This is a genomic window from Pseudomonas sp. S5F11, assembly GCF_019641515.1.
GTDB classification, from domain to species: Bacteria; Pseudomonadota; Gammaproteobacteria; order Pseudomonadales; family Pseudomonadaceae; genus Aquipseudomonas; species Aquipseudomonas rhodesiae.
In genome coordinates this window covers 22325-35827 of the sequence record NZ_JAIFJZ010000001.1, presented here as the reverse complement: position 1 = coordinate 35827, position 13503 = coordinate 22325, and the positions used below count along the sequence as shown (strand labels likewise).

The window sequence follows — 13503 nt, the reverse complement described above, 5'->3', positions numbered from 1 at the left end:
GGGATCTCCTCAGGCTGTATTTGTTATGAATTGACTTTGACGACCACCGGGCTGGCCCCGCGCTTGGCATTCAGGCCGTAATACAACAGCCCGCCCAACGCCGAGCCGGTGAACCAGCCATAGCTGTAGAACCAGCTGAACGCATCGCTGCCCAAGGCCAGCAAGGTCAGCACCACCGGTACACCAAAGGCGATAAACCCGCTCCAGTTCCACGCCGGATACACGTCATCGCGGTACAGGCCGGCCAGGTCCAGTTGTTGTTTGCGGGTGATGAAATAGTCCACCACCATGATCCCGGCGATCGGCCCCAACAGGCTCGAATAGCCCAGCAGCCAGTTGGAATACACGGTCTCCAGGCTCACATCCGAAACGATCAAGCCGAGCTTCTTGAGCAGTTCATGGGCCATCAGCGCCAGCCCCACCAGGCCGGTGAGGATCACTGCGGTGGTGCGGTTGATCAGTTTGGGCGCGATGTTCTGGAAGTCGTTGGTGGGCGAAACAATGTTGGCCGCGGTGTTGGTGGACAGCGTTGCGATGATGATCAGCGCCATGGCAATGGCCACCCACACCGGGCTCTGGATATGGCCGATCAGCGTGACAGGATCAGACACACTCACCCCCACCAGTTTTACCGAAGCGGCGGTCATGATCACGCCGAGGGCGGCGAACAGGAACATGGTCAGCGGCAGGCCGAAAATCTGCCCAAGGATCTGGTCCTTCTGGCTCTTGGCGTAGCGGCTGAAGTCGGGAATGTTCAGCGACAAGGTAGCCCAAAAGCCTACCATCGCAGTCAGGCCCGCCATGAAATAACCGGTCAGGCTCGCGCCTTCGGGGCGCTTGGGCGGGATCGCCATCAATTCGCTGATGGACACATTCGGCATCGCCCACACCAACAAGCCAATGCCCACCGCCACCAGCAGCGGCGCCGACAGGGTTTCCAGGCGCTTGATCGACTCCGCGCCGCGTAGCACCACCCACAGGTTCAAGGTCCAGAACATCATGAACCCGATCACTTCACCGGTGCCGCCCAGGGCCTTCCAGCCCTCGAAAATCGAGCCCAGGAACAGGTGAATCGCCAGGCCGCCGAACATGGTCTGGATGCCGAACCAGCCGCACGCCACCAGCGCGCGAATCAGGCACGGCACGTTGGAACCGAGGATGCCGAACGAGGAACGCAGCAGCACCGGAAACGGAATGCCGTACTTAGTGCCGGGGAACGCGTTGAGGGTCAGCGGCAACAACACCACGATATTGGCCAGCAGGATCGCAATCAGCGCTTCGCCCACTGACAAGCCGAAATACGCCGTCAGCACCCCACCCAGGGTGTATGTCGGCACGCAGATCGACATGCCGACCCACAGCGCGGTGATATGCCATTTGTTCCAGGTTCGTTCATGCACCTTGGTCGGTGCCATGTCGTGGTTGTAGCGAGGGCTGTCGAGGACGTCGGGGCCGGCGTCGAGTTCGTACAGGCCGTTGCGCTCAATGACTTGCGATCTGTTCTGTTGCATGGCCGCTCCACGGTTTTTTCGAATTATTGTTGCTCACCCCCTGCAACGCAGGAGATGGCCGGAGTACCTCGTAAACAACATGACATCACAGGCCCGGCCAGCCGCCACTGCACTCAATATTCGTGCCGTTGACCGCCGCTGCGCCCTCACCGCTTATATAACGTGCTGATGTTTATCAACTTTCCGATTGAGCCCCGGTTACTTGCTGCTGAATTCATTCAGGCATTACGCAAGTTGCCCGAACCAACCGGACTCAATCTGGTGCAACACAATTATTTTCATTTTTCATTCCCGTCAAGCGGCATATCTCAAGCGCCTGATTTGCAATAAGAAATGTTGCTCAGTTTGCAAACCTGTCAAGTGCGTCAAAATGGTGAGCGCCCGCTACATTTTGGTGATTTCAATATTTTTTACTTAAATATCAATAGCTTATTAACAGAATAAGCTTATAAAAAATATTCTTGCCCAATCGAAAAACTCGGGCTAGTTTCTATTCCTGTCACCGCTGTCAGGAATAACACCTGACCTCGGCACGTAGCATTACAACACTTAGAACTGGCACAAGCCGGTCAAGCCTGTGAGGAACTCGACATGTCGCTGTTGATCCGTGGCGCCACCGTTATTACCCATGATGAAAGTTACCGCGCCGATGTTTTATGCGCAGGCGGTCTAATTCGCGCCATTGGCTCTAACTTGGACGTCCCCGCCGGCACCGAAGTGCTCGACGGCAGCGGCCAATACTTGATGCCCGGCGGTATCGACCCCCACACCCATATGCAACTGCCCTTCATGGGCACTGTAGCCAGCGAAGATTTTTTCAGCGGCACGGCGGCGGGTTTGGCCGGTGGCACCACGTCTATCATCGACTTCGTGATTCCCAACCCGCAGCAGTCGTTGCTGGAGGCCTTCCACCAGTGGCGTGGCTGGGCGGAAAAATCGGCGGCCGACTACGGCTTCCATGTCGCGATCACCTGGTGGAGCGAACAGGTGCGCGAGGAAATGGCCGAGCTGGTCAGCCACCACGGCATCAACAGCTTCAAGCACTTCATGGCCTACAAGAACGCGATCATGGCGGCCGACGACACCCTGGTCGCCAGCTTCGAACGCTGCCTGGAACTGGGCGCGGTCCCCACCGTGCATGCGGAGAACGGCGAGCTGGTGTATCACCTGCAACGCAAACTGATGGCCCAGGGCATCACCGGGCCGGAAGCGCACCCGCTGTCTAGGCCGTCCCAGGTGGAAGGCGAAGCGGCCAGCCGGGCGATCCGTATCGCCGAAACCATCGGCACACCGTTGTACCTGGTGCATGTGTCCACCCGGGAAGCCCTGGATGAGATCACCTACGCCCGTGGCAAGGGCCAGCCGGTCTATGGCGAAGTCCTTGCCGGTCATCTGTTGCTGGACGACAGCGTCTACCAGCACCCCGACTGGCAGACCGCCGCCGGCTACGTGATGAGCCCGCCGTTCCGTCCACGCGGGCATCAAGAGGCGCTTTGGCACGGTCTGCAATCCGGCAACCTGCACACCACCGCCACCGACCACTGCTGCTTCTGCGCCGAGCAAAAAGCCGCCGGGCGCGACGACTTCAGCAAGATCCCCAACGGCACCGCCGGGATCGAAGACCGCATGGCGCTGCTGTGGGATGAAGGGGTCAATACCGGGCGCCTGTCCATGCAGGAGTTTGTTGCGCTGACCTCCACCAACACCGCGAAGATCTTCAACCTCTACCCCCGCAAAGGCGCGATCCGCGTGGGCGCCGACGCCGATCTGGTGCTGTGGGACCCACAGGGCACGCGCACTATTTCCGCCAAGACTCACCACCAACAGGTCGACTTCAACATCTTCGAAGGCAAGACCGTGCGCGGTGTGCCGAGCCACACCATCAGCCAGGGCAAGTTGGTCTGGGCCGATGGCGACCTGCGCGCCGAGCGCGGTGCCGGGCGCTATGTGGAGCGGCCGGCGTATCCGGCGGTGTTCGAGCAGTTGAGCAAGCGGGCTGAGCATTCCAGGCCAATTGCTGTGAAGCGCTGAGACCTTTATCGGGGGCAACCCCCCTCCCACACTTGAATGTATTCACAATCAAATTGTGGGAGGGGGCTTGCCCCCGATAAGGCCAGTACAAGCAACAAAAAATGCCCACTTAGAGGCAATCCAAAAAAAACCGTGAGGCCACCACCGTGATCCAGACCCTGACCCACCTCCCCCACCCCGTTGAGGATGGCGCGACCCTCGCCAGCCATTTCACCGACCTGGCGCCGCCGCTCAATGCGCGCCAGGCCCACCTGGAAGCCTCGCGCTGCCTGTATTGCTACGACGCGCCGTGCGTGAACGCGTGCCCCAGCGAGATCGATATTCCGTCGTTCATCCGTAATATCCACACCGATAACGTGCAGGGCGCCGCGCAGAAGATCCTTTCGGCCAACATCCTCGGCGGTAGCTGCGCGCGGGTCTGCCCCACCGAGATCCTGTGCCAGCAAGCCTGTGTCCGTAACAACGCCGAAGAATGCGCACCGGTGTTGATCGGCCTGTTGCAGCGCTATGCGGTGGACAACGCCCACTTCAGCGAACACCCCTTCCAGCGCGCCGCGCCCAGCGGTAAACGTATCGCCGTGGTCGGCGCCGGGCCGGCCGGTTTGGCCTGTGCTCATCGCAGCGCCATGCACGGGCACGATGTGGTGATTTTCGAAGCGCGGGAAAAGGCCGGCGGCCTGAATGAATATGGGATCGCCAAGTACAAACTGGTGGACGACTTCGCCCAGAAGGAACTGGATTTTCTCCTGCAAATCGGCGGCATCGAGATCCGCCACGGCCAGCGCCTGGGGGCCAACCTGACCCTGAGCGAGCTGCACCAGCAGTTCGACGCGGTATTCCTCGGCCTCGGCCTGGCCGCCAGCAAGCAGCTGGGCCTGCCCCACGAGGATGCCCCCGGCCTGCTCGCCGCCACCGATTACATCCGCGAATTGCGCCAGGCCCAAGACCTCACCCAACTGCCCGTGGCCGACCGCTGCATCGTGCTCGGCGCCGGCAACACCGCTATCGACATGGCCGTGCAAATGGCCCGCCTCGGCGCCCGCGACGTCAACCTGGTATACCGCCGTGGCCTGGCGGACATGGGCGCCACCGGCCACGAGCAGGACATCGCCAAGGCCAACCAGGTGCGCCTGTTGACCTGGGCCATGCCCGAAGAAGTGTTGCTGGACGACCAAGGCCGTGTGCGGGGGATGCGCTTTGCCCGCACCCACATGCACGACGGCCGCTTGCAACCTACCGGCGAGACGTTCGAGCTGGCCGCCGATGCAATCTTCAAAGCCATCGGCCAAGGCTTCGACGGCGACGCGCTACACGATCCGTTGGCTCAACAACTGCACCGGGTGGGCGAGCGAATCTTCGTCGACGAGCACCTGCGTACCAGTATTCCCGGGGTGTATGCCGGCGGCGACTGCGTCAGCCTTGGTCAGGACCTCACCGTGCAGGCGGTGCAACATGGCAAGCTGGCCGCCGAGGCCATGCACGCTCAACTCATGCTGAATGTGGAGGCTGCGTAATGGCCGATCTCTCGATTGTGTTCGCCGGTATCAAAGCCCCCAACCCATTCTGGCTGGCCTCCGCGCCGCCCACCGACAAAGCCTACAACGTGGTCCGCGCGTTCGAAGCGGGCTGGGGCGGTGTGGTATGGAAAACCCTGGGCGAGGACCCGGCGGCGGTCAACGTGTCGTCCCGCTACTCGGCCCACTTTGGCGCCAACCGCGAAGTGCTGGGCATCAACAATATCGAGCTGATCACCGACCGCTCCCTGGAAATCAACCTGCGGGAAATCACCCAGGTGAAAAAGGATTGGCCCGACCGCGCGCTGATCGTGTCGTTGATGGTGCCCTGCGTGGAAGCGTCGTGGAAAAACATCCTGCCGTTGGTGGAAGCCACCGGCTGCGACGGTATCGAGCTGAATTTCGGTTGCCCCCATGGCATGCCCGAACGCGGCATGGGCGCGGCGGTGGGCCAGGTGCCGGAATATGTGGAACAGGTGACACGCTGGTGCAAGACCTATTGCTCGTTGCCGGTGATCGTCAAGCTCACGCCGAATATCACCGACATCCGCGTGGCGGCACGGGCGGCGTATCGCGGCGGGGCGGATGCGGTGTCGCTGATCAACACCATCAACTCCATCACCAGCGTCGACCTGGAGCACATGGTTGCCCTGCCGACCGTCGGCACCCAGAGCACCCACGGCGGGTACTGCGGCTCGGCGGTCAAGCCGATCGCCCTGAACATGGTCGCCGAAATTGCCCGCGATCCGCAGACCCAAGGCTTGCCAATCTGCGGCATCGGCGGCATCGGCACCTGGCGCGACGCCGCCGAGTTCGTGGCCCTGGGCTGCGGCGCGGTGCAGGTGTGCACGGCGGCGATGCTGCATGGGTTTCGCATCGTCGAAGAGATGAAGGACGGGTTGTCGCGCTGGATGGACAGCCAAGGCTACACAAGCCTGCAGGATTTTTCCGGGCGCGCGGTGGGCAATACCACGGACTGGAAGTACCTGGACATCAACTACCAAGTCATCGCCAAGATCGATCAAGCGGCGTGCATTGGCTGCGGGCGCTGCCACATCGCTTGCGAAGACACCTCGCACCAGGCCATCGCCAGCCTGAAACAAGCGGACGGCACGCATAAATACGAAGTGATCGATGATGAGTGCGTGGGCTGCAACCTGTGCCAGATCACCTGCCCGGTGGCCGATTGCATTGAGATGGTGCCCATCGACACGGGCAAGCCATTTTTGAATTGGACGCAGGATCCGAGGAATCCGTACAGGGAGGCGGTGTAGCCCTTCTGGCCTAATCGGGGGCAAGCCCCCTCCCACATTCGACCGAGTTTGTCTGAATGAATGCGGTCAAGTGTGGGAGGGGGCTTGCCCCCGATGAGGCCCCAAGCCCCACCACGATACTCAAGGCTCCAACCCAATCCCCCGCAATATCACACCGGTCACCGTCTGAATCGCCTTCTCGAATTGCCTGTCCGACAACGGCTGGTGATCATTCAGAATCGTCACTTGGTGATCGAAGTCGGCGTAGTGCTGGGTGGAAGCCCAGATCATGTACAACAGGCTCGATGGTTCCACCGGCAAGATGCGTTTGTCTTCCACCCACTGGCGAATTTTCGCCTCTTTCATCTTGGCCCAGTCGTACAGGCTTTCGTCCAGCGCCTCACCCAGGGTCGGCGCGCCGTGGATGATTTCGTTGGCCCAGACTTTCGAACCGTACGGCCGTGTACGCGAGCGCTGCATCTTGGCGCGGATGTAGCTGCTTAGCACCACCCGTGGGTCGTCAAAGGTTTCAAAGCTAAGGGCGTCCTGTTTCCACACGTCCAGCAGGTCGAACAGCACAGCGCTGTACAGCTCGCTTTTAGTGGTGAAGTAGTAATGCAGGTTGGAGCGCGGCAGTTGCGCTTCTTCGGCGATGTCGGCCATGGCGGTGCTGCCATAGCCTTTCTCGGCGAAGATTTTCTCCGCCGCCAGCAGGATCTTTTCGACGTTTGCCCGGCGAATGCCACTCTTGTGATTGCCCATAAGGGCTCCCTGACAACAACATGGCCTAAAGACTACCATCGGCTCTAGATCGCGGCGACAGGCGCATTCGAAACTTCGTACACTGCGCGCTTCTCTCTTTGATTGGGTATTGCAACATGTTGATCAAGAAAGCCCTGACTGCTGTCGCACTGCTCGCTTCCCTGCTGGGGGCTTCGGCAGCATTTGCCCACGCCCACCTGAAAAGCGCCAACCCGGCAGAGGACAGCACCGTCACCGCCCCCAAAGACCTGCGGCTGACGTTCAGCGAAGGCGTCGAGGCCACGTTCAGCAAGGTTTCGCTGAGCAAGGACGGTACTGAAGTCGCCATCAAAGGCTTAGAAACCCCGGACGCCAATAAAAAAATCCTGGTGGTCACACCGGCCGCGCCGCTGGCGGCCGGCACTTACACCGTCGAGTGGCATGCCGTCTCCGTCGACACCCACAAAAGCGAAGGCACTTATCGCTTCAAGGTCGGCCAATAACCCATGGCCACCCTGCTGGTGCTGTGCCGCTTCGTGCATTTTATGGTGGTGTTGCTGATGTTCGGCGCTTGTGCCTTCAGGCCCTGGCTGCTGGGCAAAGACACGCAGCCGGCCTTGGAACGCACGTTGCTGCGCCTCACCCGTGGGCTGGCCTGGACGGCGCTGGTATCCGGCGTGGCTTGGTTGCTGCTGATTACCGCAAGCATGGCCGGCAGTTGGGACGCCGCACTGCAGCCCGGTACCGTGGGCCTGGTGCTGGGCAAGACGTTCTTCGGCCAGGTGTGGGTCTGGCATCTGCTGCTGAACCTGCTGCTGGTGATCGCCCTGATCAAACCCTGGCCGGCGCTGCGCCTGCCGCTGCTCGCGCTGTTACTGGCCACCCTGGCCCCGGTGGGCCATGGCGCCATGCTGGACGGCCTGAGCGGGCGCCTGCTGATCCTCAACCAAGTGGTGCATCTGTTGTGCGTCGGCGCCTGGCTGGGTGGGTTGCTGTTGCTGGTGCTGATCCTCAGGCAAGCGCAGCGTCACCGGCTGGAGCCGATCCTCAGGCGTTTCAGCGGCGTCGGCTATGGGCTGGTCGCCGGTTTGCTGGTGAGCGGGTTGATCAACGTGCGTGTGCTCACCGGGCAACTGTGGCCAACGCCATTGGTCAGTGGGTTTGCGCTGATTCTATTGATCAAGGTGATGCTGGTGCTGGGTATGTTGTGCTTGGCACTGCTGAACCGGCTGCGTCTGGATAGCGGCGAACAGCAGTTGGCCGGTTTGAAAGGCAGCGTGATGCTGGAGTGGCTGCTCGGTGTTTGTGCCGTAGGGGCCGTTTCGGTGCTGGGCACCTTACCGCCGATGGTCCTGGCTAGCTGAAATGCGGGAGGGGCGGTGCGACGATTCGACTTGCCTGCGATAGCCATAGGTTTCTACACAGGTCTTAGAGGCTGACACATAACTCTGTGCTGAGCAGGCCCGCTCACCACAAGGAGTCTCAAGGGATGTTTTCACTGATACCCGTGCCGCCCCCTTCCACATTGACCTTGCGTACCTTGGTCATCGTATAACTTCTGCTTGACACTCCAGGAAAACCCCGCAAATATTCGCCCCAATGTTGTACGACGACGTATAACAAATAATAAAAACAACAAAAGAAAGGGAGCGTCACTGTGAGTCAATTCGCCCGCAATTCCTGCGTACGTCTGGGCCTTGTCGGCCTCGGCAGCCTGAGCATCACCCTACCCTTCGCCGCGCATGCCGATGGCTTTGTCGACGACGCCAAGGCCACGCTCAACCTGCGCAACGCCTATTTCAACCGTAACTTCACCAACCCGGGCAACGCCCAGGGCAAGGCTGAAGAGTGGACGCAGAACTTCATTCTGGACGCCAAGTCCGGCTACACCCAAGGCACGGTGGGTTTCGGGATCGATGTGCTGGGCCTGTATTCGCAGAAGCTCGACGGCGGCAAAGGCACCGGCGGCACCCAGTTGCTGCCGATCCACGACGACGGTCGCCCCGCCGACAACTTCGGGCGCTTGGGCGTAGCGCTGAAAACCAAACTGTCGAAGACCGAATTGAAAGTCGGCGAATGGATGCCGGTGCTGCCGATCCTGCGCTCCGACGATGGTCGCTCACTGCCGCAAACCTTCCGCGGTGGCCAGGTCACCTCCAATGAAATCGCCGGCCTGACCCTCTACGGCGGGCAATTTCGCGGCAACAGCCCACGCAACGACGCGAGCATGGAAGACATGTTCATGAACGGCAAAACCGCGTTCAAGTCGGACCGCTTCAACTTCGGCGGCGGCGAATACACCTTTAATGACAAACGCACCCAAGTCGGCCTGTGGTACGCCGAACTGAGCGATATCTACCAACAGCAATACGTCAACCTCATCCACAGCCAACCGCTGGGCGACTGGACCCTGGGCGCCAACCTCGGTTTTTTCAACGGCAAGGAAGACGGCAGCGCCCTGGCCGGCGACCTGGATAACAAAACCGCGTTTGCCCTGCTCTCGGCCAAGTACGGCGGCAACACGTTCTACGTGGGCCTGCAGAAACTCAGCGGCGACAGCGTGTGGATGCGCGTCAACGGCACCAGCGGCGGCACCCTGGCCAACGACAGCTACAACTCCAGCTATGACAACGCCAAGGAAAAATCCTGGCAACTGCGTCACGACTTCAACTTCGCGGTGCTCGGCGTACCCGGCCTGACCTTGATGAACCGCTATATCAGCGGCAGCAACGTGCACACCGGAACGATCACTGACGGCAAGGAATGGGGCCGCGAATCGGAACTGGCCTACACCGTGCAAAGCGGCGCACTGAAGAACCTCAACGTGAAATGGCGCAACTCCACGATGCGTCGGGATTTCAGCACCAACGAGTTCGATGAGAACCGGATATTCATCAGCTACCCGATCTCGTTGCTCTAAAGGTTGCCGAACCTGAACACTAACGCCCACCCCATGTGGTAGGGGGCTTGCCCCCGATGACGCGGGTCAGCCGATACTGCCTTTGCTGACCCACCGCTATCGGGGCGAGCCGAATCGACGTTGACAACCAGGGACTCCCTAACAATACTTCGACATAGTCATACGACAACTTACAACAAAAATCTGGAATGCCCATGACCACCACCACCCCAGCTCCCTTCCATCGCCTGCTGCTTACCGGTGCCGCCGGCGGCCTGGGCAAAGTCCTGCGCGAACGCCTTCGCCCCTACGCTCAGGTGCTGCGCCTATCGGACATTGCCGAAATGGCCCCCGCCGCCAACGCCCAAGAAGAAGTGCAGCTCTGCGACCTTTCCGACAAACAGGCCGTGCATCACCTGGTTGAAGGCGTCGACGCGATTCTGCATTTTGGCGGCGTGTCGGTGGAGCGTCCGTTCGAGGAGGTCCTCGGCGCGAATATCTGCGGGGTTTTTCATATCTACGAAGCCGCCCGTCGCCATGGCGTCAAACGGGTGATCTTCGCCAGCTCCAACCATGTGATCGGTTTCTACAAGCAAGACGAAAAAATCGACGCCCACTCCCCGCGCCGCCCGGACAGCTACTACGGCCTGTCCAAGTCCTACGGCGAAGACATGGCGAGTTTTTACTTTGATCGCTACGGCATCGAAACCGTCAGCATCCGCATCGGCTCCTCGTTCCCCGAGCCGCAGAACCGCCGGATGATGCACACCTGGCTGAGCTTCGATGACCTGACCCAATTGCTCGAACGCGCCCTGTACACGCCCAACGTCGGCCACACCGTGGTCTACGGTATGTCGGACAACCTCGACACCTGGTGGGACAACCGCTACGCCGCGCACTTGGGCTTCGTGCCCAAAGACAACTCCGAAGTGTTCCGCGCCCAGGTCGAAGCCCAGCCACCGGTGGCCGACAACGACCCGGCCAAGGTCTTCCAGGGCGGCGCATTCTGCGCGGCTGGGCCGTTTGGCGACTGAGCGTTTACCAATCCAAGGGAATGAGTGGCCATGACTGCTGAATTAATCGTCGACGCCCGCAATGCCGTGGGTGAATGCCCGGTATGGGTGCCGGAGGAAAACGCGCTGTACTGGGTCGATATCCCCCACGGCGGCCTGCAACGCTGGAGCGCCCAGAGCGGTGAAGTGCAGCGTTGGAATGCCAACACCATGCTGGCCTGCATTGCGCGCACCGAAACCGGCAGCTGGGTCGCGGGTATGGAGAGCGGTTTTTTCCAACTCACCCCCCAGGCCGGTGGGCATCTAGATACCCAACTGCTGGCCGGCGTCGAGCACCCACGCCCGGACATGCGCATGAACGACGGCCGCTGCGATCGCCAGGGACGTTTCTGGGCCGGCAGCATGGTGCTCGACATGGGTGCGAACGCCGCCGCAGGCATTCTTTTCCGCTACACCGGTGACGGCGCGGCCCATGCCCAACTGGACGGTTTCATCACCCTTAACGGCCTGGCGTTCAGCCCGGACGGGCGCACGATGTACGTCTCGGATTCGCACCCATTGGTGCAACAGATCTGGGCCTTTGATTACGACGTCGACAGCGGCACGCCGTCCAACCGCCGAGTATTTGTGGACATGCACAACCACCTCGGCCGTCCGGATGGCGCAGCGGTGGATGCCGATGGCTGCTACTGGATCTGCGCCAACGACGCCGGTCTGATCCACCGTTTCACCCCCGAAGGTCGCCTGGACCGCTCCCTGAGCGTGCCGGTGAAAAAACCCACCATGTGCGCCTTTGGCGGCAGCCGCCTGGACACTTTGTTCGTCACCTCGATCCGTGATGACCAGGGCCCCCAGTCGATCGCCGGCGGCGTGTTCGCCCTCAACCCCGGCGTCACCGGATTGCCGGAGCCCACCTTCGCCCTCTAGCTGCATCGCTGTGCCTTGAATACAACAATAACAAGACAGGAGTGACCCCCATGGACTTCAAACGCACCTTGCTGGCCGCTGCACTTCCCCTCAGCGTTCTTCTCAGCAGCGCCGCCCACGCGCTGGAAATCAAGTTCGCCGACGTTCACCCCGCCGGCTACCCCACCGTGGTCGCCGAACAAAACATGGGCAAGGCCCTGACCCAGCAAAGCAACGGCGAACTGACCTTCAAGTACTTCCCCGGCGGCGTGCTGGGTTCGGAAAAAGAGGTGGTCGAACAGGCCCAGGTCGGCGCCGTGCAGATGACCCGCGTCAGCCTCGGCATCGTCGGCCCGGTGGTGCCGGACGTGAACGTGTTCAACCTGCCATTCGTGTTCCGCGACCAGGCGCATATGCGCAAGGTCATCGATGGCGAAATCGGCGATGAGATCCTCGCCAAAATCACCGACTCCGAGTTCGGCCTGGTGGCCCTGGCCTGGATGGACGGCGGCACGCGCAACCTCTACACCAAGAAACCGGTGCGCAAGATCGAAGACCTCAAGGGCATGAAGATCCGCGTGCAGGGCAACCCGCTGTTCATCGATGCTTTCAATGCCATGGGCGCCAACGGCATCGCCATGGACACCGGCGAGATCTTCAGTGCCCTGCAGACCGGGGTGATCGACGGCGCCGAAAACAACCCGCCGACCCTGCTGGAACACAACCACTTCCAGAACGCCAAGTACTACACCCTCACCGAGCACCTGATCCTGCCCGAGCCCATCGTGATGTCGAAAATCACCTGGAACAAGCTCACCCCTGAGCAACAGGCGATGGTGAAAAACGCCGCCAAGGCCGCCCAGGCCGATGAGCGTGTGCTGTGGGACAAAAAGTCCGCCAGCAGCGAGGAAAAGCTCAAAGCCGCCGGCGTGGAATTCATCACCGTCGACAAAAAACCCTTCTATGACGCCACCGCGCCGATTCGCGCGAAATACGGCGCGGCCTACGCCGACATCATCAAGCGCATCGACGCCGTTCAGTAACCCTCCCCTTCCCTGACAAGGCCCGGCGCGGTCGACATCGACGCGCCCGGTTACGGTGAACGCCATGAAGAATTCACTGCTGCGCATCAACGACCGCATTTACATGACCTGCATCTGGGTCGCCGGCCTCGCGGTACTCGGGGTCGCGCTGATCATTCCCTGGGGCATCTTCGCCCGCTACGTCCTCGGCACCGGCTCCAGCTGGCCGGAGCCCACCGCCATTCTGCTGATGCTGGTCTTCACCTTCATCGGCGCCGCCGCCAGCTACCGCGCCGGCGCCCATATGTCGGTGGCGATGATCACCGACCGCCTGCCTCCCGCCCAACGCCGCCTCGTCGGTATTTTTACGCAACTGCTGATGGGCAGTATTTGCCTGTTTATGACGGTCTGGGGCGCCAAGCTGTGCGTGTCGACCTGGAACCAATTCATGAGCGCCATCCCCACCCTGCGCGTGGGCATCACCTATATGCCGATCCCCATCGGCGGGCTGCTCACGCTGATATTCGTAGTGGAAAAACTCCTGCTCGGTGACCAGAGCAACCGGCGCGTGGTGCGCTTCGACCTGGTGGAAGAAAGCGAAGGGGCTGCCTGA

12 protein-coding genes are annotated in these 13503 nt (G+C 61.0%); 10 read left to right on the top strand and 2 right to left on the bottom strand.

Annotated elements, in window-relative coordinates; translation table 11 throughout:
• Window positions 1-23: 23 nt before the first annotated feature.
• Window positions 24-1511 carry an NCS1 family nucleobase:cation symporter-1 gene (locus K1567_RS00155; RefSeq protein ID WP_034138648.1) on the bottom strand — a complete coding sequence of 496 codons (1488 nt, stop codon included), beginning with the start codon at window positions 1509-1511 and terminating at the stop codon, window positions 24-26.
• A 591-nt stretch (window positions 1512-2102) separates the two neighbouring features.
• Here K1567_RS00155 and hydA point away from each other — a divergent pair.
• The 3 genes from hydA to preA all read left to right on the top strand — a co-directional run bounded on the left by hydA (window position 2103) and on the right by preA (window position 6330).
• Window positions 2103-3542: a dihydropyrimidinase gene (gene hydA, locus K1567_RS00150; protein WP_034098877.1), complete on the top strand. Its 1440-nt coding sequence runs from the start codon at window positions 2103-2105 to the stop codon at window positions 3540-3542.
• 146 nt (window positions 3543-3688) lie between these two features.
• Complete coding sequence (locus tag K1567_RS00145; RefSeq protein ID WP_034098879.1) at window positions 3689-5056, top strand: NAD(P)-dependent oxidoreductase; 1368 nt, start codon at window positions 3689-3691, stop codon at window positions 5054-5056.
• The gene (gene preA, locus K1567_RS00140; protein ID WP_034098881.1) at window positions 5056-6330 is read left to right on the top strand and encodes an NAD-dependent dihydropyrimidine dehydrogenase subunit PreA; all 1275 of its coding nucleotides are present in this window, start codon (window positions 5056-5058) and stop codon (window positions 6328-6330) included. The genes K1567_RS00145 and preA overlap by 1 nt, the downstream gene beginning before the upstream one ends.
• A 120-nt stretch (window positions 6331-6450) precedes the next feature.
• Here preA and K1567_RS00135 read toward each other — a convergent pair whose 3' ends face one another.
• Window positions 6451-7071 (bottom strand): TetR/AcrR family transcriptional regulator, encoded by a 621-nt coding sequence (locus K1567_RS00135; protein ID WP_034098883.1) that lies wholly within the window; start codon window positions 7069-7071, stop codon window positions 6451-6453.
• A 116-nt stretch (window positions 7072-7187) separates the two neighbouring features.
• Between K1567_RS00135 and copC the strand changes: the two genes are divergently transcribed.
• From copC to K1567_RS00100, 7 genes are all read left to right on the top strand, one after another.
• Window positions 7188-7553, top strand: a complete 366-nt coding sequence (gene copC / locus K1567_RS00130) for a copper homeostasis periplasmic binding protein CopC (protein WP_047882677.1) — start codon at window positions 7188-7190, stop codon at window positions 7551-7553.
• 3 nt (window positions 7554-7556) lie between these two features.
• Window positions 7557-8414, top strand: coding sequence for a copper homeostasis membrane protein CopD (copD, locus tag K1567_RS00125; RefSeq protein ID WP_220697985.1), 858 nt, complete (start codon window positions 7557-7559; stop codon window positions 8412-8414).
• 293 nt (window positions 8415-8707) lie between these two features.
• Complete coding sequence (locus tag K1567_RS00120; protein ID WP_040268786.1) at window positions 8708-9970, top strand: OprD family porin; 1263 nt, start codon at window positions 8708-8710, stop codon at window positions 9968-9970.
• A 194-nt stretch (window positions 9971-10164) separates the two neighbouring features.
• Complete coding sequence (locus K1567_RS00115; RefSeq protein ID WP_034098892.1) at window positions 10165-10983, top strand: NAD(P)-dependent oxidoreductase; 819 nt, start codon at window positions 10165-10167, stop codon at window positions 10981-10983.
• Between the two features lie 30 nt (window positions 10984-11013).
• The gene (locus tag K1567_RS00110) at window positions 11014-11889 is read left to right on the top strand and encodes an SMP-30/gluconolactonase/LRE family protein (protein ID WP_034115385.1); all 876 of its coding nucleotides are present in this window, start codon (window positions 11014-11016) and stop codon (window positions 11887-11889) included.
• Window positions 11890-11939: 50 nt separating this feature from the next.
• Window positions 11940-12911 (top strand): TRAP transporter substrate-binding protein, encoded by a 972-nt coding sequence (locus tag K1567_RS00105; protein WP_034098896.1) that lies wholly within the window; start codon window positions 11940-11942, stop codon window positions 12909-12911.
• Window positions 12912-12975: 64 nt separating this feature from the next.
• Window positions 12976-13503 carry a TRAP transporter small permease gene (locus K1567_RS00100; RefSeq protein ID WP_047882674.1) on the top strand — a complete coding sequence of 176 codons (528 nt, stop codon included), beginning with the start codon at window positions 12976-12978 and terminating at the stop codon, window positions 13501-13503.